Annotated in this window: 15 protein-coding genes and 8 pseudogenes; 12 read left to right on the top strand and 11 right to left on the bottom strand. The window is 54.9% G+C overall.

Going from position 1 to position 19,842, the window contains the following annotated elements:
- Positions 1 to 358: 358 nt before the first annotated feature.
- The gene (locus HFO71_RS34645; RefSeq protein ID WP_168270540.1) at positions 359 to 523 is read right to left on the bottom strand and encodes a hypothetical protein; all 165 of its coding nucleotides are present in this window, start codon (positions 521 to 523) and stop codon (positions 359 to 361) included.
- A gap of 243 nt (positions 524 to 766) precedes the next feature.
- Positions 767 to 898, bottom strand: a pseudogene (locus HFO71_RS36130) (IS30 family transposase); the annotation flags it as partial.
- A 517-nt stretch (positions 899 to 1,415) separates the two neighbouring features.
- Between HFO71_RS36130 and HFO71_RS34640 the strand changes: the two are divergent.
- From HFO71_RS34640 to HFO71_RS36560, 6 genes and pseudogenes are all read left to right on the top strand, one after another.
- A complete protein-coding gene (locus HFO71_RS34640) occupies positions 1,416 to 2,534 on the top strand; it encodes a fatty acid desaturase family protein (RefSeq protein ID WP_168338212.1) in 1,119 nt (372 codons plus the stop codon).
- A 40-nt stretch (positions 2,535 to 2,574) separates the two neighbouring features.
- Positions 2,575 to 3,921 carry an O-acetylhomoserine aminocarboxypropyltransferase/cysteine synthase family protein gene (locus tag HFO71_RS34635; RefSeq protein ID WP_168338211.1) on the top strand — a complete coding sequence of 449 codons (1,347 nt, stop codon included), beginning with the start codon at positions 2,575 to 2,577 and terminating at the stop codon, positions 3,919 to 3,921.
- Positions 3,922 to 3,934: 13 nt separating this feature from the next.
- The gene (locus tag HFO71_RS34630; RefSeq protein ID WP_168338210.1) at positions 3,935 to 4,711 is read left to right on the top strand and encodes a gamma-glutamyl-gamma-aminobutyrate hydrolase family protein; all 777 of its coding nucleotides are present in this window, start codon (positions 3,935 to 3,937) and stop codon (positions 4,709 to 4,711) included.
- Complete coding sequence (locus HFO71_RS36365) at positions 4,708 to 5,637, top strand: DMT family transporter (RefSeq protein WP_168257821.1); 930 nt, start codon at positions 4,708 to 4,710, stop codon at positions 5,635 to 5,637. Before HFO71_RS34630 ends, HFO71_RS36365 begins: the two co-directional genes overlap by 4 nt.
- A 15-nt stretch (positions 5,638 to 5,652) precedes the next feature.
- On the top strand, positions 5,653 to 5,892 hold the full coding sequence (locus tag HFO71_RS34620; RefSeq protein ID WP_281438384.1) for an autoinducer binding domain-containing protein: 240 nt from the start codon (positions 5,653 to 5,655) through the stop codon (positions 5,890 to 5,892).
- A 6-nt stretch (positions 5,893 to 5,898) separates the two neighbouring features.
- Positions 5,899 to 5,979, top strand: a pseudogene (locus tag HFO71_RS36560) (LuxR family transcriptional regulator); the annotation flags it as partial.
- Between the two features lie 190 nt (positions 5,980 to 6,169).
- Here the strand turns inward: HFO71_RS36560 and HFO71_RS36555 are convergent.
- Together HFO71_RS36555 and repA are read right to left on the bottom strand one after the other, a co-directional pair.
- Positions 6,170 to 6,528 (bottom strand): annotated as a pseudogene (locus HFO71_RS36555) (DDE-type integrase/transposase/recombinase); the annotation flags it as partial.
- A gap of 238 nt (positions 6,529 to 6,766) precedes the next feature.
- Positions 6,767 to 8,032, bottom strand: a complete 1,266-nt coding sequence (gene repA, locus HFO71_RS34610; RefSeq protein ID WP_168257819.1) for a plasmid partitioning protein RepA — start codon at positions 8,030 to 8,032, stop codon at positions 6,767 to 6,769.
- Between the two features lie 225 nt (positions 8,033 to 8,257).
- On the opposite strand from repA, the pseudogene HFO71_RS34605 reads away from it, so the two are divergent.
- Together HFO71_RS34605 and HFO71_RS34600 are read left to right on the top strand one after the other, a co-directional pair.
- A pseudogene (locus HFO71_RS34605) lies at positions 8,258 to 9,128 on the top strand (sugar ABC transporter substrate-binding protein).
- Positions 9,129 to 9,691: 563 nt separating this feature from the next.
- Positions 9,692 to 9,925: a helix-turn-helix domain-containing protein gene (locus HFO71_RS34600; protein WP_221978024.1), complete on the top strand. Its 234-nt coding sequence runs from the start codon at positions 9,692 to 9,694 to the stop codon at positions 9,923 to 9,925.
- Positions 9,926 to 10,747: 822 nt separating this feature from the next.
- Here HFO71_RS34600 and HFO71_RS34595 read toward each other — a convergent pair.
- Positions 10,748 to 11,209, bottom strand: coding sequence for an ACT domain-containing protein (locus tag HFO71_RS34595; RefSeq protein WP_245007089.1), 462 nt, complete (start codon positions 11,207 to 11,209; stop codon positions 10,748 to 10,750).
- A gap of 275 nt (positions 11,210 to 11,484) precedes the next feature.
- Positions 11,485 to 11,988: pseudogene (locus HFO71_RS36125) on the bottom strand (ABC transporter permease); the annotation flags it as partial.
- Between HFO71_RS36125 and HFO71_RS34590 the strand changes: the two are divergent.
- A pseudogene (locus HFO71_RS34590) lies at positions 11,983 to 12,308 on the top strand (DDE-type integrase/transposase/recombinase); the annotation flags it as partial. The pseudogenes HFO71_RS36125 and HFO71_RS34590 sit on opposite strands and share 6 nt — an antisense overlap.
- 147 nt (positions 12,309 to 12,455) lie before the next feature.
- Here the strand turns inward: HFO71_RS34590 and HFO71_RS34585 are convergent.
- Entirely contained in the window at positions 12,456 to 12,875 is a 420-nt protein-coding gene (locus tag HFO71_RS34585) for a type II toxin-antitoxin system VapC family toxin (RefSeq protein ID WP_018496488.1), read from the bottom strand.
- Positions 12,875 to 13,111: a type II toxin-antitoxin system VapB family antitoxin gene (gene vapB / locus HFO71_RS34580; protein WP_221978023.1), complete on the bottom strand. Its 237-nt coding sequence runs from the start codon at positions 13,109 to 13,111 to the stop codon at positions 12,875 to 12,877. The genes HFO71_RS34585 and vapB overlap by 1 nt, the downstream gene beginning before the upstream one ends.
- 1,077 nt (positions 13,112 to 14,188) lie before the next feature.
- Between vapB and HFO71_RS34575 the strand changes: the two genes are divergently transcribed.
- Positions 14,189 to 14,659 carry a TlpA family protein disulfide reductase gene (locus HFO71_RS34575; protein ID WP_221978022.1) on the top strand — a complete coding sequence of 157 codons (471 nt, stop codon included), beginning with the start codon at positions 14,189 to 14,191 and terminating at the stop codon, positions 14,657 to 14,659.
- Positions 14,660 to 14,937: 278 nt separating this feature from the next.
- A complete protein-coding gene (locus HFO71_RS34570; RefSeq protein WP_168257815.1) occupies positions 14,938 to 15,633 on the top strand; it encodes a response regulator transcription factor in 696 nt (231 codons plus the stop codon).
- Between the two features lie 510 nt (positions 15,634 to 16,143).
- Here the strand turns inward: HFO71_RS34570 and HFO71_RS34565 are convergent.
- The 3 genes and pseudogenes from HFO71_RS34565 to HFO71_RS36550 form a co-directional block, all read right to left on the bottom strand.
- Positions 16,144 to 16,272 (bottom strand): annotated as a pseudogene (locus HFO71_RS34565) (transposase); the annotation flags it as partial.
- A 79-nt stretch (positions 16,273 to 16,351) separates the two neighbouring features.
- Positions 16,352 to 16,517, bottom strand: a pseudogene (locus HFO71_RS34560) (IS66 family transposase); the annotation flags it as partial.
- Positions 16,518 to 16,578: 61 nt separating this feature from the next.
- Positions 16,579 to 17,328: an aspartate/glutamate racemase family protein gene (locus HFO71_RS36550; RefSeq protein ID WP_221978021.1), complete on the bottom strand. Its 750-nt coding sequence runs from the start codon at positions 17,326 to 17,328 to the stop codon at positions 16,579 to 16,581.
- 1,236 nt (positions 17,329 to 18,564) lie between these two features.
- Between HFO71_RS36550 and HFO71_RS34550 the strand changes: the two genes are divergently transcribed.
- Positions 18,565 to 19,668: a redoxin family protein gene (locus tag HFO71_RS34550; protein WP_221978020.1), complete on the top strand. Its 1,104-nt coding sequence runs from the start codon at positions 18,565 to 18,567 to the stop codon at positions 19,666 to 19,668.
- The last annotated feature ends 174 nt before the right edge of the window (positions 19,669 to 19,842 follow it).

The following is a 19,842-nucleotide window of genomic DNA, read 5'->3' as shown; positions in this document are numbered from 1 at the left end:
GAAGCGGTCCGCGCTCAACATTTTCAGCAGAGTGTTTTCGACAGTCGATTGGTCAATGTGAGTCATAGCGGCTCCGCATGGGAGCTTGGATGTCAAAACCAAACGCCTGTGAGTTGGTGAAAAACTACGGGACGGCCGTTGGTTTGACCATAGGTCCCAAGGAACTGTGCGTTTATGACAAAACCGCACATAAGCCGCTGAAATTGTTGACAACCAGCGACGAAAAATCGGTAGCGATCTTTTGATACCTGCCAAAGACTTTAGCACGTTTTGCCTCGGCATGCGCGCTGATTGCGAAAGGACGAGCGATTCCTAATATTAATATCTGCCTTTTGTGGATCGCTGATAAAAATCGCAATTAATCTCGCCAGCCAAGTCGGCGGCAATGCGCTTCGGCGGTCAGGACGGCCACCTTTCGGTCAGCATAGGGACCCGGCAGATAGACCGTGACGCCGCGGAAACTGACGATCACCGCCTTTGCCACGCTATCGAAGACGATGGCCATATCAGGCTCGTAAGCCACTTTGTTTTCCTGACCACGTTACACCATCGAGATGTGCTCTTATTAGAATGAAACAAGGTGCCGACAGACATCCTTCCGGCACGGGCGCTTGGTGGGGAACCGCACAGGAACTTTTTCCACTAGCTGCGGTTAGGCCGAAGGATCGCACAGGGGTCCCATACCGGGGCCGTCCGCTTCCCTTCTTTCATCCTGTGCGATCCGCCATCTCTGTTATATTCGTAAGCGGAACCATGCATGCTCCGATCTCGAAAGCCATTTCCTCGCCCGTCGGTTGGTGTTTTCGACGGTACCTTTCTGCCAGGGAGATTGTGGATCGCAGAACCAGGTCTGCGCTCCGATGCTTGCCTGCAGATAGGGCCAGTCGGTGAACTCTGACGTGCCCCCAATAAATTAGGCCATTTGGAACTGGAATTTTCCATTTATTGAACCGCCCCAGGATTCTCTACCATCGGAGGCTGGAGTTTTCCGGCTTCATGAACGGCCCCAAAATCTCGACGGTAGCAATCGGGCGGTTACTCTTGTTTTCACTGCGTTAAGTTTGCGCTGCACTCCATGAACGCTCCATCCAGCCTCCACGGGACCTGAACCTACTCAGTACATATAGACGCCAGTGAAGACTTGTGTCGACGAGACCAACGCAGGGGACCTCCTTGGGATCTTATCGGATTGAACGAAACTCTGAAGATTGGCTTCTCGTGACAATGCAAGAACTCTTCGGTCCACACTACGAGTACGGCGGCCTTCCAATGTGCCAGCGCACGGCCGCGCTCCGCGGAGCTTCGACAGTCGGCTTACGGTTCGCTCGCCCATGCGAGACGTCGCGCCGAGCTTCTGCTTTCCGTCCGTGGGATGCTGCAGAGGGCGATGTCACGTTATCAGCCTATGCGACGGAATGGCGCTTCAATATCGAGCAAAAGGTATTTTCATGAACAGTCATGCTCAACCTCTCTATAAAGGTATCGAAGCGCCTGATCGCTATACGCACCATCACTTCGATCGATCTATCACCGGTGACATCAAGGCTCTTGCGACTGACAATTGGCATGGCCCATTTTACATCGTTAAGGACTATGCGGTGATCGCTACCCTTGTGTGGCTGGTGGTTGATGTAAGCTGGTGGTTTTATCCTCTCGCGGTAATCATGATCGGCGCGCATCAAAGGGGCATTTCCACCATTTTGCATGATTCCGCGCATGGCGTTCTGACAAAAAATCGCTTGCTGAACTTCCTGCTCGGCACGTGGCCAACCGCCTGGCCGATCTTTCAGCGCCACTTTGCCTACAAGGAGTCTCATGTCCATAGTCATCACCCCTTCCTTGGCAGAGCCGACGCCGATCCCGACCTAGAGTTCTTTATAAAGGAAGGCGTATTCACGCCGCGGACGGATCGTTCCTTTATCTGGAGGATCATTGTTCTTCCTTTACTCGGATCGAAGACCTACGCTTATTTCAGGTATCTGGTACGTAACAGATACCAGGTAATTGTCGCTTCCCTTTCCGGCAAGGAGAGCGCTATGCGAGTTCAGCGTGGAGAAGGGTGGCGCTGTGAATTCGATCGCTGGGGCTTCTATGCATTCTGGGCGTCTATTGCCGCGGCGGGTCTGGTCTCCGGCTATTTCCTGGAATTCCTCCTGCTCTGGGTCGTTCCCTACGTCACCTCATTCCATATCATCGGATGGTTCATCGAGATGTCTGAGCACTGCAGCTCCATCGACAACCAGCACGTCAACCTTCATATGGCGCGAAACCGTCAAAGCCGGAACATCGAGAAGTGGCTGACGGGGATCAACAACGACAACTATCATCTCGATCATCACCTCGATCCGACTACCCCATTCTGGCGTCTACCTGAGGCGCACGCCATCCGCATGCGCGATCTCGAATATGCGGCGCACTGCTCCGAGACAGGCGGGATATTTCAATCTGGCCCAAATGGTGAACCTTCCATTCTGATGCTGATCAGGGACCAGAATCGGAAGCGCTTTATCGAAAGCGCGCTGTTGCCGGCCTAAGCGCCAATTCTCGAGAAGAACAGATTTCCGGAGACAACCAATGCCGACCAAAACCCAGAGAAATATCGCCACAACACAACCCGTTCCGGCGCCGGCGCTGCACGTTGAGACGGCGGTGCTTCACGGTAGCTATCGTTACGATCCGACAACACTCGCGACGACTGTGCCGATCTACCTCTCGAATGCCTATGCTTTTGAATCTATTGATCACGCATCAGACGTATTTGATCTGCGAAGAGAGGGACGCACCTATTCGCGGTTGATGAACCCGACGACGGATATACTCGAGCAACGCATTGCTTCTCTGGAGGGCGGCGTCGCGGCTTTGGCGACGTCGTCGGGCCAGGCGGCGATTATGCTCGCCATTTTGAATATTGCGGTGGCGGGCGACAACATTGTGAGTTCCGCTCATCTATATGGCGGGACAATCAATCTGCTTTCTAGTACCTTTCAAAGGCTCGGGATCGAAACGCGTTTCGTCGATCCGGGCGATCCTACACGTTTCCGCGAAGCCTCAGACGACCGTACGCGTTGTTGGTTTGCCGAAGCATTGCCCAATCCGAAACTCACACCTTTCCCGATCGTGGAGGTCGGCGCGATTGCACATGAAATGGGCATTCTGCTCATCATCGACAACACCATGACCCCTCTCATCACACGCCCGCTTGAGCTCGGCGCGCATGTGACCTTGCACTCCACGTCAAAATACATCTGCGGCCACGGCACCACGATTGGTGGGGTCGTCGTGGATGGCGGCACCTTTGATTGGGACGCCTGTTCCGAACGATTTCCGTTGATGACCCGCCCTGATGTCTCCCATGGCAATATCCGTTGGCTCGAAGCTGCGCGTGATCTGCCCGGTCCCTATGGAGCCAGCCCTTTCCTGCTCAAGATGCGCAATACGCTCATGCGTGACTTTGGCCCCTGTCCATCACCATTCGCATCGTTTCTCTGCATCCAGGGCCTGGAGACGCTGCCATTGCGGATGCCGCGACATTGCTCCAATGCCCGCCGCGTCGCTGAATATCTCAAGGAGCATCGGAACGTCCTCGACGTGACCTATCCGAGTCTTGGCGGAACGCTGGAACGACGTCGCGCCGAGCAAAACATGGGCGACCATGGCGGCCCGATGATCGTTTTCGAGGTCGCCGGCGGTATCGATGCCGGCCGCCGGTTTATCGAGCGCCTACAACTCGTCTACCATGTTGCAAACATCGGCGATGCGAGGACACTCGCCACGCATCCGGCCTCCACGACGCATGCGTCAGTGCCGCAAGCAGCGCGCCTGGCTTCCGGCGTGCGCGACGGAGCGATTCGGATTTCCGTCGGGCTTGAACATGTCGACGATATCCTTGCTGATATCGGTCAAGCCCTTGAAGAGGCCTGACATAGTGGCCGCTATGGCAGAAGACAACCCGGCAATCGTTGGTGTCGTTTGCGATCGCCAGACGGTCGACGGCGTTGATTATGATGTGGTGCGCGCCCGTTATCTCGAAGCGTTGCACCTCACCGCTGGCGTCGTGCCAGTCCTGATCCCAGGGGGACTTGCCGACAAAGAGTTGCGGACCTGCCTGTTGGCCTTCAATGGATTGCTCCTGACCGGCGCGGCGTCAAATGTATCACCTTCACGATACGGGGGTCCGATGGCTTGCGCCAGCACGCTCGATCTTGATCGCGACAGGACGAGCATCGCTGCGATCGAGATTGCTTTGTCGCTGGGCGTCCCCTTGTTCGGAATCTGCCGTGGGCTGCAGGAACTCAATGTTGCACTTGGAGGCACCCTTTCAACCAATATCTCGGAAGGTGAAGGCCGAGGTGTGCATGTTGAAGATCTGTCTCTCGCGCGTGATCTTCAATACGCTCCCTCACATGCAATTGTCGCTGAAGGTAACGGCCATATCGCGGAGTGCATTCGCCGCCTGAAGACAAATTCTGTTTCAGTCAACACACTGCACGAGCAGGGCATTGCACAATTGGCGGATGGTCTTGCTGTCGATGCGCGGTGCGTGGACGGCGTCATCGAAGCCGTATCGGTAAAGGAAGCAACGACATTTGCCGCAGCTGTGCAATGGCATCCTGAATGGTTTCACGTCGAGGATCCGCTCAGCGGTGAAATCTTCCGCGCCTTCGGTGAGGCGTGCCACTTGCATGTGAAAAGAAAGATGTTACAGCCGTGAAAAGTACTTGTCCTTCGCCAGTTGCCGGCGCTGCTTTCGCCCTTTTTGCGGCTCTTTCAAATGGAACCGTCGGTGTACTGTCCCGCTTCGCCTTCAATGAAGGTCTCGATCATACGGCCGTCGCGTTCTGGCGTTGCGGTATCGCGCTTTCGCTGATTTCGATCATCGTTGTCTGGAAAGCTGGGGGTCTGGCCCGATTAACTGCGGCTTTCGCGGGGTCGTGGAAAATTGCGGTTTGCTCCGCACTTGGCATCTTTACGCTTTATCATTTTGAAACCAGCGCCTTCGCTTATGCGCCGATCCCGCTTGTCGCCATCCTAGTTTTTGCCGGTGGGCTTGGCGCAATCGCGCTCGACATTATCATCCTGAAGGAAAGAGTAACGATGGGGAAAGCGTTTGCCATAGTTATGGTCGTTCTCGGCGGTTTCTTCCTGATCTCTGGCGACGGGCTGGAAACGGGAAGCTTGATGGGCGTCACTCTCGCCCTCATTGCCGGCCTGGGTTATGCCAGCTTCATCTTCGCATGGAAATTCTTCAAACTCCGCTCTTCCTTGGAAAATTTGTGGTTGTTCCTGGCGTATGGACTGGTCATGCTCGCCGTGCCCTATTTCTGGAGCGGTGCACAAATCCCATCAGCAAACGCTTTGCCGAGCCTGTTGTCGCTTGGCGTTATTCCGTCTTTTTGCGGCTTTTACTGCACGATCCTCGCCCTGCGGCATATCGAAGCGTACAAAACACAGGTCATCGAATCGAGCGAGCCGTTCTTTTCCGCGCTCTTTGCCGCCATGTTTTTCGGCGAATGGCTGACAGGTTCAGGAATGTGTGCGTCCCTAGCTATCATTCTTGGTGCGTTAATCACGTCAACGCCTGATCGTCGTTGGCGTCCCCACACAGTTACGTGCAATCGGCGAAAGAGAGTAACGTGACAACACCAACGACGCATCTTCAATGACGCTAAAAAGTTCGGTTTGAACGCGGGTGTTACTGTTCCCTTCCGCGGGCAGGCGGGCATTTCCTCGACAATGAGTTTTGTGCAAAAAGAAGCGAGTGAAATGAAGGACTTTGAAATCAACCACCTCCAATCGGCCGCCTGGGTATTTCATTTGAAGGTCGTGAACACCTTAGACTGCAACGGCGACTATCCCGGCCTGACTGGACGTGAAAAGGAGTGTCTTTCATGAGTCGCAAAAGGAAAGTCGTCTTGGGACATCTCAGCGATACTCGGAATTTCCTTAAATACAATCAATTATCAATCAAAAACGGCATAAGGAAAATGAAGACCCGGGACAGAATAGTTGAGGTGTTGAGAGCGGCAAGATTTGGATTTGATTGAGTTTCCGCCGTAACCGTAAACAAATGGCGGCTGCAGCGATTCGCGTTCACGGTTTGACGCGACGCGTCTCGATGGTGTTGTCACGTTAAGTTTCTCTGGCTGGAAAGTCAGCGGCTCGTGGTTATTCAGGCGACACAGGCCGCAATTTTCCATGCATCGAAAGCTTCGAGCCGGCGGTAGCGTATTGTTTGCCCGGCGCGGCGACGGGACGGAACTGAAAAAGCAATTGCGGGTCGCTGATTGCATGGAGACGAACCGTTGCAACGTGCCTGGTGATCGGTGGCCTTGCGTGGTTCGTTCCCGTTTTCGAAACGGCAGATGGCTGTCTCGGCCCCGATTATTGAGGCCCTGTCCGACCAATGGTCAAGGCCGGGTGCTACTTTCGCCTTTGCTGCACCGTAGAAGCGGAGCTTATCGGTGATGATCCGTTTGGAGCAAAGTCATAGCGCTTCATTAACGCCACCAGCACGCGCTTCGCTGCCCTATCCCGCGGGAATATACCATCAACCAATGCTGAAGAGCGGTATTAAGCGGAAGCAGCCATGGCCGCATAACTTGAACGAAATGGTCCCGAGTAAATCCGGCGCGGTTCAACCTCACGCAAATGCGGGATGTTCTTGCAACACCTCATTTGCTAGTTTTCCTCTGCCGATGTGATCTTCTTGCTGAGGTCCTTATCCGTCGAGCGCACGTGGATGCGCAAATTACGTGAGTTCACTTGCTTAGCCTCTGGATTCGGAACTCGCCTTTCCTGCAGTCGTCGAGCGCGAAGCCAGCGAGACATAGAACGGGGCGCGGCCCCAAACCTCGAACATGATGTCCATTATCTCTGCATTGGCGCAATTCAGCGATTTCATCGCTTGCTCGTACGACGATCGGCCTACCGCTCCGCTTGAGAGCTCATACAATGATCGGCCTTTGTCCCGCGCTTGCCGGATCGCGTCCGACTCCCAGACGGTTGCTGTCAACAGATCATCCCCCAGGGATTCCCGCAACATTGCGATTGACTTCTGCTGTGAGACGTCACGCGGATCGTGCCTTGTCACCAGATATTTGAAGAAATCATGATTTACGGTCCTCCCAGCCCTTTCGATCAGTGCGACGAAATGCGTGAAAGAGTAGAGGGACGAGGTCATTGACACGATCTCAGGCATCTCAGGGCGGACCGTCACAAGAACGCCGGTTGCTGCTTCATATGCACCCGCGGTCAGAAAGTCTCCATCTCCGCAGGCGAGAACGATCACATCATAATCCGCCTCAACTTCCTTAAGCGCAGACACCATCCTGGCGCTAGCGTCCGGGTACCTCAATTTCTCGCCACGGAAGCGCCGGCCACACTCCTCTTCAAAAAAAGAGAGTTCGGCAGAGCCCGGAACGAGATCAAGACCATCAAAAAGGGTGGGTTGGATTGCTGACCGCATACTTTCCTGATGCTCGTCAAAGCGTATCGCCGCATAGATGCTCGCATTGTGGACTGGATAACCAAAGTAGTAAAAACCGAACATCTTAGATAACGACCCGTGCGAATCGAGATCTATAGCGAGGACGCGGAAACCTTGAAGTGCAAGGCCTTGAGCCAGATAAAACGATGTGGTGGTGCTTGCGGGACCGGCGACTACCGAGATGATCTGCAGCTTATCACCCTCGCGTCGCCGCGGGCGAAACTTCAAAGCCTCTTTTGGACGGGCTGAAGCGAGATGATTACGGAGTTCGTTGATCTGTTCAAGTGTATAGGAGCGTCGTCCTGCGGTCCCAAGCTCGGGTGTCGGGCCTTGCCCATCAATTGACAACTGGCGCAGATAGCTACCCGACACACCGAGAATCTCAGCGACCTCGCCCAACGAGAACGAGCGCAAGGTCCTGAGGTCTGGAAGTGGTGCTCTGGCAGCCACGCCCTGCGCCTTTATGGAAGCCCAAATACTATCGCTATGGCGCCGAACGCGCTCCACTATACGCTCTTCATCGTCTGGTTTCTCGGATTGTGGCATAAATAACCTCGTGACGGGTTTTGTAATGAATGACGGTTCTATTACGACATTAGGTAGGCAGCAGTCAATATGCTTCGCCTCATCGCTCTATCGAGACGGCCTTTCGTCAGCCTCATATGATGTAGTTGTATTGCTCCTCTTCGTGAGAGCGCAGCGAAGCATTTCCTCGGCGACCCGCTTCGGGCTCGGGCGTGGGTCAGTCTTCGAGCGGAAGTATGTTCCTCCATCGCGGGGGCCTTTGCAGGTGAAGCAATCGATCCAGCCGCGCTGACGGTTCTGCGCAACGGCATGACCTATTATGCAAAGACACTGAGCGGCGTGACGCTGCAGGTCGAAGACGCACAGAACGACGTTTCCAAGCAGCAGAGCCAGATCCAGAATTTCATCGCCTCCAAGGTCGATGCAATCATCGTCAACCCTGTCGATACCGATGCGACCACGGCGATGTCGAAGCTCGCGGCCGATGCCGGCATTCCGCTGGTTTTACGTCAACCGTCAGCCGGTCAACGTCGACACGCTGCCGGACAAGCAGGCCTTCGTCGCTTCCAACGAGCTGGAATCCGGCACGCTGGAAACCAAGGAAATCTGCCGTATTCTCGGCGGCAAGGGCAAAGCTGTCGTCATCATGGGCGAGCTCTCCAACCAGGCTGCGCGCATGCGGACCCAGGACGTCCATGACGTCATCAAGACCGATGAGTGCAAGGGCCTGGAGATCGTCGAAGAGCAGACGGCCAACTGGGACCGCACCCAGGGCGCCGACCTGATGACCAACTGGCTCTCCAGCGGTATCGAATTCGACGCCGTGATCTCCAACAACGACGAAATGGCCATCGGCGCCCTCCAGGCACTGAAGGCAGCCGGCAAGGATATGAGCAAGGTTGTCGTCGGCGGTGTCGACGCCACGCAGGACGCGCTTGCCGCCATGCAGGCCGGTGATCTCGACGTCACGGTGTTCCAGGATGCCGCCGGCCAGGGCAAGGGCTCGCTCGATGCGGCGCTCAAGCTCGCCAAGGGCGAGAAGATCGAAAAGAAGGTCTACATACCCTTCCAGCTCGTGACGCCTGCCAACGTCAAGGACTTCGTCACCAAGAACTGAGTCGAATGCCAAAGATGATGCGGGCTTTGCCCGCATCATCTTTTCGGGCGATCGAAGTTCCTCAAATCCTTAAAGATGAAGGGCCCCTGAGCTCAGGTTGCTGCGCTTGATCCCTATGCGCCTTTCTCAGGCGATCTCTTCAAGACACGGCCGATCAACAGCGCCCGGCAGGTTTCTCACAGGCTCTGGCCGAATCTGTGGGCCACGAGCGTATCGCGCCGAGGCAACTCTCGAGTTGTTTGTCCATCGTTCTCCGGTTGGGAATGATCAGTGCATCACTCCCTACGAGCTTCCCTACCGGGGCGAACGCTCCTGCCAGATCAGAAGTTACTTGTCGGCCGTCGTGAGTGTGCGCCGCAGTTGGGAGCTTGGGTTACCTCTCGTCGGCTGCTACGCAAGGGTGTCCGCCCTTCATCGCGTCAGACCTGTACTCTGCTGCACAAACTGGTAGAAAGTGCGCCCGCGGAATTCGAAGAAACTGTCCGTTGCCGGACGCGGTCGGCAGCGGTGGAGCTAGAAAACGGATGCACGTTTTCCGGCTGCCAAAAGGAGCCTTAATCGACATGAACATGGTCTCGAAGATTGCGAAACCCCCAGTTGCCCCGTCCGTTGGCGCTCTGCTTGCAGAAGCTCGCCTGGCTTGTGGCTATTCGCTGAACGACGTCGCAGAAACCACTGGTCTGACTGTGGCAGAGGTGACAGCTCTGGAGAATGACGCGGATTTCGACGCGTCCAGGATTCGAAGGACTGCATCCGCTCTAGGGATTCTAGAAAAGATATGCGATGCGCCGCGCTGACATCGTTGAACAGCTTCTTCCACGGCTGCACCTTTTTCAAGGAAGGTGGGTGCAGCAACTCACGGGGCGCTTCAATGGGATGCTGTTCAACTCGGGCACGGTTTTCAAGGGTAGGGCAGGGAACCTCGGCTGTGATGTTCGGCAACCAGCTGACTCTTCAAGGGGAATGGCGCGGCTGGCGCAGTTCTTTCGCTCGTAAATTCGGCGTGATCGCCTGCAGATCGGCTCCTGACAACGGTCGAGCGACGGCCGGGACGACGCTGGATATTGGGTTGAATGGTCCTGCGCCGAGCGATGGCCTCGGTCGTGGGCCAGCTCGCGCTTGGCGTAGGGGCGCATAATCGTGCGTACGAGCAGATTTCTCCGCCCAGACTCTGTCACGACGATCGCCAATTGTGAACGGGATCGAAGCCCAAGCCTGGCTTGCCCACATTCTCGCCTGCATTGCCTATATGTCCGTCAGAACGCTGATCGGTTGCTTCGGTCGATTGGTAGTCAACTGCATTGAACTGTCGGGCGGCACAGCTTCGGCCCGATTTATCGGCTGCAAAGACCCAAATGGGCGTAGATGGGTGCCAGTCGATACATAGCGAGTGGCAAACCGGTCTCCTGACCGAAACCCGTCCACGATAGATTAGTGCCAATTCGGAAATGCAGTCCTTGCGGCCGGGCGACGAGCGTGCCACGTCGATGCCCGCCTTTTAGGTTCATACGCGCTCGCCCCAGTGTGTGACAAAATCCGCCGCAGATTTGACGGCTCTATATTACCCTGTGCTGCTGCTTGCTCGCAAAGTTAGTGAAGCTTCGTGGGCCTTCTGCGACTTATTGTCCGTCAACATTGCGCATCGCCCGCGCGGAGTCGCCCTGCAGCGATATCAGGAGCTGCAATGCTCGATCAGCTAGGCCCGCCGGCACAAAAATATGGTCGTGGTGATATGCAGCCACCATGTTGCACGGTATGCCAGCTTCTGCGAGACAGGCAGCGACGCCCGCCGTGAGGCCGACGCCATCGAGCGCAGAATTCACATTGAGAGTGATCTGGCGCATCGCAAGTGAAGTTTCGAACCCCGCTCCGTGCGCCTCTCCTTTCTCGAGGACGACTGCCAAGCCTTCTCTTTCATGAAATGTCGCGATCGGGTTTAGATTGTGAACTTTGCTCCCTTCATTGGGTAACGAGCAGAACACATACTCGCCGTCTTCGAGCGAGGGCTTCATATTCGACAGCATCTCGAACTTGTCTCGCAACACAGTAGTCATTTTAGCGGTCCCGCTGTCGATAATCATCGTGTCTTAAGGTGGTCAGTCATTGTGTAGGACGGGAACCGGGAGCGAACAAATGAGATTTCCTTAACTGACATAAGGCAGATTGTCGATGTTGGATCGATTCCGTCGCTCAAAGCTTGCGTTGCGAAGGACTTCGACAAGTGCCTGAAGCTGTGATTACAGGTTTTGACCTTGCCCTCAAGTTTTATCCAGTTTTGAGTTCGCTCCAGCGGTTTTTGGTTGCTGTTGTTGGTTCGGTAGCGGCGGGTTGCGGTGCGGAGCCATTTCGGCTGCGCAGCACCGGATAGAATTCCCGGCATTGCAAGTGGCAAACGTTACGCGGCGAAAAACAATCCACGGCGAGGCGCCGAGGCTTTGCGATGCAAGCTCCGTTCGCCGTCGATTCCGGAAAGTGCTCCGCCAATACTGATGACAACGAATGGAACGGCAACAACTGTATGAGTGATGATGACCCTAAGTAGGTATTCGTCAGGCCGAGTCGAGCGAGAAGCACCTGCATCCGAACACCAAGCACCACCGCAGGCACCACCATTGGCAGACGGAAAGTGTGCGGAATGTCCGCGCAACAAAAGGGTTCGAGCTCGAAGGCCCAAAGAAGCCGCCATTTCAAGTAAGGTGGCTAACAACGTAGTCCCGCCACCAATCCTCAGGCTGTTGACGATCGATCGCCGCCACGTGTCCGCCGGAAGCAGTTCCTCAAACCAACGAAGGGAATAGGACGGAACAGGGTAGGTCAGAATTACGCAAGACCAAGGCGGCCGAACGCCTGCTGGAAGCAAGGATACCTGCCGAAGCGCATCGTCACCGACAAGCTCCGCTCCTATGGCGCGGCACGGCGGCAGGTCATGCCTACTCGACCATCGATCGCACAAGGGGCCCGAACAATCGTGCCGAGAATTCGCATCTGCCGCTGCGAAAACGTCAGCGGATGATGCAACGATTTCGCTCACCGGGTGCGTTGCAACGCTTCACCAACATCTTCTCGGCCGTGCGAAATCTCGTCGTCCCTTCACACCCAACGCGTTCCGCCATCGCGGTTCACCTGCATCGTCTCGATGCGTTCGCCCAACGGAAAATGGCTACTGCAGTGACGGCCTGAGCCCGCATCATACCGCAAACGCACCTAGAGAAGTTAATTTGACATCGCCCTTTTCGCCGATCGCACCTTGGTCGTTGGCACTCTTAGCACGACCCCCGTCAAGGTCCACTCCCTGCCCGCCTCTCACGGCATAGCCGCTGGGACGGGTTAATTGGTTTCTCTGCGTTCCGCGTCCAGCCAGTTTTCGAGCTTCAGTCCGGGATACGCCAGGAAGTCCCGCGTGTTGTTGGTCACCAATACCGTGTCCAGAGCGATCGCATGCGATGCGATCAGTTTGTCGAGATGATCTTTCTTCCGGTCTCTCGTCGCCATTCGAACCGGACCGTAGGCACGCGCTGCTGCGATCCCAAACGGCTCTACCGTGATCAGCTCGGCCAGGGCGGTGAGATTATCAAGTTCTCGTGCCGGATCATCGGATGCGGAAACACCGTACTCGAGTTCCGCGAAGGTGATGGCGGACATCACCACGTCCCCCACATAGCAACTGGCAAAGCGGCGAGCGACCTGCTCCGGCTGGTTTTTCATCAGGTAGATACACATGTTCGTATCGAGCATGTAACGCGCCATCAGATCTTATCCCGCTCCTCTTGCTCATGGGACTCTCTTCCGTCGCGCATGAAATCCGGAGAGAAGCGGGCGAATACATCCAGAACGCCGGCCAGGGAGCGATGCACAGGACGGATGCGAAGCTCGTCGCCGATGCGCTCGATTTCCAACTCAACATCGATTCGCTCAAACGCCAGTTCCGCCGGTATGCGAACCGCCTGGGAATTTCCATTCTTGAAAGCTTTAGTGGTGTGCATGTCATCAACCTTGTGTGTACGTGGATGTACTATATCCTAGGCTTTCCAACTTGTACATCCTTAGTGTGTACGTTTATCGCTTGGACGGGCGCATCTCGCAACAGGTTGAGGTCGCTCGTGCCGAATCGTGTGCTGGTCCACCCGCCAGCGGGTATTGGCCCATTCGGGTAACAGTTCGTTCCTGCCCCGTCCAAATCTAGACAGACGATTGCGATGCCGCGCTCACATTTGCAAGGAGCATCCGTAGAAGGCGTATGCGCGTCTCACCCGTGACATGCCGCTCTCACGATAGGCCGGTGCTTGCGCCAATGTCGCCGGCAGCCGCGACTTCGACGGCGTAGTGCGAAAGGCGGTGAAATGTTCGCCGCCGATCTGTGTTGTATCGAGATTGCGATTGGCATGACGGGCACCTATGTCGTCGACCGTGACAAAGGGCGGTGTATTGCAGATGTATGGCTGATCTCCGCAACCGACATCCTGGCGATCGTTCCTCCTGGCCGAAGGCGAGCCGACGCCGGACCGCGGAGCTCGCTGCGGAAATTGTCTCGCTATGCCCTCACTAAAAGAAAATTCAATTAGGCACGAAAGGCCTTTCGATGGAGCCGGAAGTTTGTTGGCGCGGCAGCTTTGTGGCTGTTGACGGGCATATAACGATTCTATATCGTTCCGACGGATTAAAAGCAAAATCCATACATAAATCCGTCAGGAGGTAAATTTTGCTCATTTTGAGAATCCGCGCATGGTCAAGGGGCCCAACTTCCTTGTCTCGGCGATTGAATGAGGGGTCGAGTACATCTTTGGCGTCCCCGGCGAGGAAGCCCTCGACGTCGTCGCTCCTGCTCCATCTGCATCAAGTCGGCGCCTTCCTGTCACGATGAGGACACCGGCACTCTCTCAAAAGAAGGATACTGTCACGATGGTCCGTACCCGCAGAAGCCATTTCAGGAGACGAGATCACCGGCGTATATTGTCCCACAGATGGAACGCGCGCCACGTTTTGAACTCGAAGCAACTCGAGCTGATCCTCAACACACTCATTCCTGAACACACCCATTCCTGAACCTTGGAGAATAAAACATGACCTCTAATATAAGTATTGGCTCGCCAGCCCCGTCGATCAACGTGCAGCACTGGCTCCGCGGCGATCCGCTTTCCAACTTCCAGCTCGGCAAGATCTACATCCTCGATTTCTTTTCGACTACCTGCGGATATCGCGGGCCGGTGCTGTCCCACTTGGCGCAGGTGCAGGAGGAATTCAGCGACATGGGAGTTGAACTCATCGGGGTCGCAGCAAATGAGGAAGCTGAAACGGCTAACGAGGCCCTAGCTCAGGTGGACAAATGGGTAACCAAATGGCTCCCGAATACGAAAATTCGGATCGGGTTCGACCACTCAGGCGAAATGGCTAAGCATTGGCTGTTAGCCAGCCTGTCTTTCCATCTTCCACAGGCGTTCATTGTCGGCCGAGACGGCAGCATCGCCTTCATAGGTGATCCGGACATGCCCGTGCTGCAGACCCTGGCGGAGTATAAGGGTGAGCAGGGGTGATGTCAGGTTAACTCGCCATGAAGCGACCGGCTGGTAGTTGATGCCAATGACCCAGCCGAGTATAATGATCAATGTAACAGACATTCCCAAATATTAGCGATCGCTTCTCGCAAAGTATATTTGCCGGAAGGCGATGTTGTCTCCGCTGACCTTCTTCCCTGGGTTGGTGTCCACTTTGTGGGCGGGCACAAAAGCTACATGCTCAACAAAGGTGCAGCGATGCTGACGCGACGGGTAGCGATGCCTCTCTGGAATCCACTGCTTTTAGGAGGCACGCCATGTGTAATGAGTTGATCCTCATCATCGATGACGATCCGGAAACGCGTGCTCTACTAAAATTTTACCTTGAGAGAGAAGGTTATCGAACAGTGGAGGCTTCCGATGGAGAAATAGGCCTTGCGCACCATATGAAGCTGAAACCCGATCTCGTCATGCTCGAAGTCTCGTTACCCCGCCGGAACGGCTTTGAGGTATTGGCTGAAATCAGGCGTCGCGGCGACACGTCGGTGATTGTGGTGACGTGCCGGGACAAGCCTATTGACGAACTGCAGGGCTATCGATGCGGAGCAGATGATTACATTGTCAAACCGTTCGAACCGGACGTAGTGGTAGCCCGTACCACAGCGGTTCTACGGAGGGCCGGTGGTCGCATCGCCAATCTGCCAATCCGCCTTGGAAAACTGACTGTCGACCAGTCAGCACGCGCCGCATGGGTAGATCAACCGACCGGACGAAAAGATCTGCAGCTGACTCAAACGGAGTTCAAGCTTATCGCTCGTCTGGCTCGTTCCCCCGGCCGCGTGTTCGAGCGTGGTGAACTGATTGACGAATGTTTTCCAGACAATGTACCGCTCGACCGGACGATAGATACTCATATGTGCAATCTGAGATACAAACTCGGTGCCGCAGGCGTGCGCGGCATGCTGGTCTCCGTCAGGGGCATTGGATACCGAATGGACAATACAGATGGTTAAATTTAAAGCTAGAAATTTGCAAACAATGATCGTTCGCGCTCGTGTGCAAAAGCTACAATCTTCTTCACGATACTGGATGAACTGTCTCCGGACGCCTCCGAGTCGCCCTGGACGGTTGTCGCCGCACTCAGTTTAATAGCAATAATCGGTCTTATTCCCGCCGCCGTTGTCGGCCGTCGGCCTAGCCCAAGACATCGTGAGTGCTCTGCCACCCATTCGATAGCCGCCGGTGATTATTCCGTGCGTGTCACACCGCCCCCGAACTCGTTCGAGGATGCCTATGCTTTTACCGCCAATATTAACGCGATGGCCGAGCGCCTGGAGGAGTTTCAAGCAGACCTCAGATACTGGAACTCAGCGATTGCGCATGAAGTCCGAACGTCCTCGACCGTGCTATTAGGCAATCTGCGTGGACTTTCGACCGGTGTAATCGAACCAAGCCCGGAGCTATTCGCTCGCATGATTCCCTATCTCGACTATCTTGATTCTATCATCAACGATTTAAAGAATCTTCTTCTGATTGAAATAGGTGGCCTGGCTGATGCCCTCCTTGCGGCAGATCTCAGCAACCAAGACACCTTCATCACCTTGCTTCAGAATGAACGCCTTCTGCGCGTCCGAAAATTGCGATGCCTTCATCGTCTTCCCTTCCTTTCCCTGCGAGGAAAATGCACCGGAAAACTCTAACCAAAACTGGTCTAGTTTGAAGGGTTCAGATCAGAACTTCGTCAGCGGTCGGTGATAGCTTGAGCTTGATCACATTGTGGAACAGTGGCGCACATGCGCTATGCAGGCGGCCTCAAAATCTGATTGCCGTAGAGCTTCTTGTAACCCCCATAGCCATCGGTATGCACCACACCACTGGAGTATGCGAATTGGTCAGCCTCAACATTTCCACGTACAAGTTCGAGATTTTCTACCATTTTGGTCTTAAGATCATGACGTTTATGAATTGCGAAACCACAAAATGCACGCGTCTACAAGAACATCTACCGGATCTATAACATCAGTACCTTTGAATATGTCTCGCGATGCGCTAGACAGCTCAATGCATCCAAGTATAATAGCGTCAGGCTTGAGGCTTCGTGTTCGCGCTACCAGTAATGCCATTTTAAATCTGGCGCGACTTATATTTCCGCTCTTGACGTCATCAATGACCCTTGTTGCGTCTTGTTGGATTGAGTCGACGTCAGGGACGGCGCCCCCCCAGCCTGCAGCTGAATGTCCATATAATTTGCGTTGAATATTTGCTTCCATTCCTAAGACAATTGTTCGCAGGTTATCTATATCCGTGCCGTTATGCTGATGTATAAAGTCGCGGGTAACCTCAACCATACTAATGAAATTTATTGTTAGAGCATTTGCAATATCGGACGACCAAAAATGTGCCGTGTTGCAGGGAATGGCTATAGCTCCACATCCAACTTTCTCGAGCCATTGCGCGCGTTCCAGGATTTGCCGTAAAGGCGCGTCGCTGGCGATAGATATTGCGTGTGATCGATCAGAAATGTTGGGAAGTGATAGAGCAATAAATGGGACGTGCTCTCGATCTGTCTCCCCGCCACTCTTTTGAGCCAAAGCCTGCAGAAATTTGGCAGTTGCTAGGCTTTCCATTCCTCCTATCACTCCAAGTGGCTTCTTTAACCCAGTTATATGGGGAGGACAGGCATTTGCTTCCCGTTTTCCGTTAAGCATCAGAAAAACTCATCTTAGGGGAAAGTGGATTCGGTGACACATGAGTGCACCGCGGGCGACTGCAATCGAATTTTTTCTGTTCACTGATCAATCATTGCGGAACGTCCCTTTAGTTGGTCTCGGCAGCAAAAGGCCATGATAATCATCATCGGTGTCTCCTTGTTGCCGTCTGTATGGGCTTAGTAAGTTCAAGTCGCGTGGAGGTTCGATGGAGCGATCATGGACGCGCGGCCTAAAGGGCGAGCGCATCAAGTTCCGCCGCGCGTTAGGTCACGGCAACAGCACATCGCCGCTTTAGCAGATGCCAGGTGCGGTGACCCGCCGGCTTCCGGGCGGTCGATGACCGCAGCGCAGCAGCGCACAGATCCAGATCGCGAAGAGCTAGCGATAACGTCGCCCACAGGCACGTCAGGCTTCTCGTGCGCACTAGGAGGTTCGGTTGTGATGCCGTGCTCTGTGGGAGACAGTGCTCCCTGCCTTTAATGCCAATCGTTGAATGTGGGATAAACGAGATCTTCGGTCTGTCCGTCGAAGCCCTTTGGTATCGATTTCGGGAGTTGCCGGATCGCTTCGGCTAATTGCGCGGTCGGAACTTGCGTGTGGACGGCGCGACGGCGCAGATCCTGACAATCGCCGAGGACAAGGCTTTCACCGACGATGTCCCTTTGTCTGCAGGAGCGACGGTACCATCGAGATTTAGACCGGCTCCCGAAGGCTAGCATACCCTTTCCGGCAACTCAGTCGCCTTGCGGACCGCTTGAGCTGATCCTTAGGGCCTCGAGCATACGAGCCAATGGCGAAGGTCGTGGCGCGTTGTCGATTGCTTCTTCCCGTGCGAGGCCACACCGACATGGGGGATCGTTCCTCCTGGCCGAAGACGGGTCTACACCTGACCGGAGCGGATCGTCGAGCTCGCTGCGCCCTCGCGGAGTGAAAATGAGCCGATGTTAGCCGCGGCACCATATTGGACCTCGACATTGCATAAAATAGTCGATATGAGCTCCACATGACGGTATTACGCCGTCATTACGATAATAATCCGTCAAGATGGACACGTCGCAATGGCAGCCCGTACCCGCAGAGACTTCTTCAGAAGACGAGATCACCAGCGTTTGTTGTCCAACCGATGGAACGAGCGCCGCCTTTCGATATCGGAGCAACTCGAGCAGATACTTGGCAGGAAGGGCTCATTCCTCGAGCACGGAGCGCTGGCTGAAAGACTGTGGAGAACAAGAAATGACCTCTAGTTTAAATAGCGGCTCTCCAGCCCCGTCTATCAAAGTGCAGCACTGGCTGCGCGGCGAGCCGCTTTCCAACTTCCAGTTGGGCAAAATATACATCCCTGTGTTCGTTTCGATTACCTGCAGTGGTTGCGGGCCGGCGCTGGTCCGCCTGGCTCAGTTGCAAGAGCAATACCGGTACATCGGAATTGAGGTCATCGGCATTGTAGCAAATAAGCGGACTGCAACGGTTGACGAGGCCCTAGCTGAGGTGGACGCATGGGTGACCAAATGGCTCCCGAATGCGAACATACGGATCGCGTTCGACTACTCAGGCGAAATGGATAAGCTCTGGATGGATGCCAGTCTGTCTTTCCAGCATCCACAGGCGTTTGTTGTCGACCGAGACGGCAGCATCGCGTTTATCGGCCACCCGGACTCGCTCGAGGACGTTTTGCCAAAAGTGACTGACGGAAGCTGGCGCGCCAGCGCGGAAGCAAAAAATGCCGAAAAGGAGCGGATTGCTGAAGGCGAGATCGATGCAACGGAGAACGCGTTGCGTCGTCGAATTCGGGCGGCGACAGACATTGAGGATTGGAAGTCGGCGCTCTCGGTAATTGAAGAGAGCATCAACCTTTTCCCGGACAGGATCTCTTTGCGCCAGTCGCAAGTCTCGATGTTGATCGGAGAAATGCGCGACATGGAGGCGGGCTGGATAGCATTAGGGCAATTCGCTCGCGATGCAATTGAACGAAACTCTGAAGATTGGCTTTTCGCAGCGATGGAAGAACTCTTCGGTCCACACTATGATTACTCGGAGCTTCCATTTGCAGAACGCTTGTCGCTGGGCAAGGAGCTCTCCGAACGAATCCTGATACTGTGTGCACAGCAAGATGCCCTCTCACGGGCTGAGTCTTACGAAACGATTGCTTATTACTACAATGAGAGCGGCGATAACGGCCTGGCGGTGGGGTTGATCGAGCTTGCTCTGAATTTGGTAGCCGGAGGGCCACTTCCAGACGAAGATAAGCAGGAATGGCTGGCGCATTTGCTGCGGGTCCTGACGGAATACAAGGGCGAGGCGGCTTTTTACGGGGGAATCATGCCTCCGCCGAAGTAGCCTTGAAAGTAGCAACCTGTTGGCGCTGCTCAGGCAGCTCCAACAGGAATTCTGACGAACATTGGAGCAAAACGCATGCAGATCCAACCCGATCGCTCGCTTCTTGCGCGAGCTTCCGCAATGGGTCGTGGCTGTGGACCGGTCCCAAGTCTTCGCGAGAGAACATGGCCATTA

The organism is Rhizobium laguerreae, from assembly GCF_019778565.1.
Taxonomy (GTDB): domain Bacteria; phylum Pseudomonadota; class Alphaproteobacteria; order Rhizobiales; family Rhizobiaceae; genus Rhizobium; species Rhizobium laguerreae.
Note: the sequence above shows the minus strand (reverse complement) of the source record. Positions and strands in the feature narration are given on the sequence as shown.

What these genes read in the sequence shown, in the direction of transcription:
- HFO71_RS34570 (WP_168257815.1), top strand. Translation starts at nt 14,938, where the DNA reads ATGTGTAATGAGTTGATCCTCATCATCGATGACGATCCGGAAACGCGT.
- HFO71_RS34640 (WP_168338212.1), top strand. Translation starts at nt 1,416, where the DNA reads ATGGCGCTTCAATATCGAGCAAAAGGTATTTTCATGAACAGTCATGCT.
- repA (WP_168257819.1), bottom strand. Translation starts at nt 8,032, where the DNA reads ATGCCACAATCCGAGAAACCAGACGATGAAGAGCGTATAGTGGAGCGC.
- HFO71_RS34630 (WP_168338210.1), top strand. Translation starts at nt 3,935, where the DNA reads ATGGCAGAAGACAACCCGGCAATCGTTGGTGTCGTTTGCGATCGCCAG.
- HFO71_RS34600 (WP_221978024.1), top strand. Translation starts at nt 9,692, where the DNA reads ATGAACATGGTCTCGAAGATTGCGAAACCCCCAGTTGCCCCGTCCGTT.
- HFO71_RS34585 (WP_018496488.1), bottom strand. Translation starts at nt 12,875, where the DNA reads ATGGCGCGTTACATGCTCGATACGAACATGTGTATCTACCTGATGAAA.
- HFO71_RS34575 (WP_221978022.1), top strand. Translation starts at nt 14,189, where the DNA reads ATGACCTCTAATATAAGTATTGGCTCGCCAGCCCCGTCGATCAACGTG.
- HFO71_RS34550 (WP_221978020.1), top strand. Translation starts at nt 18,565, where the DNA reads ATGACCTCTAGTTTAAATAGCGGCTCTCCAGCCCCGTCTATCAAAGTG.
- HFO71_RS34595 (WP_245007089.1), bottom strand. Translation starts at nt 11,209, where the DNA reads ATGATTATCGACAGCGGGACCGCTAAAATGACTACTGTGTTGCGAGAC.
- vapB (WP_221978023.1), bottom strand. Translation starts at nt 13,111, where the DNA reads ATGCACACCACTAAAGCTTTCAAGAATGGAAATTCCCAGGCGGTTCGC.
- HFO71_RS34635 (WP_168338211.1), top strand. Translation starts at nt 2,575, where the DNA reads ATGCCGACCAAAACCCAGAGAAATATCGCCACAACACAACCCGTTCCG.
- HFO71_RS36550 (WP_221978021.1), bottom strand. Translation starts at nt 17,328, where the DNA reads ATGCTTAACGGAAAACGGGAAGCAAATGCCTGTCCTCCCCATATAACT.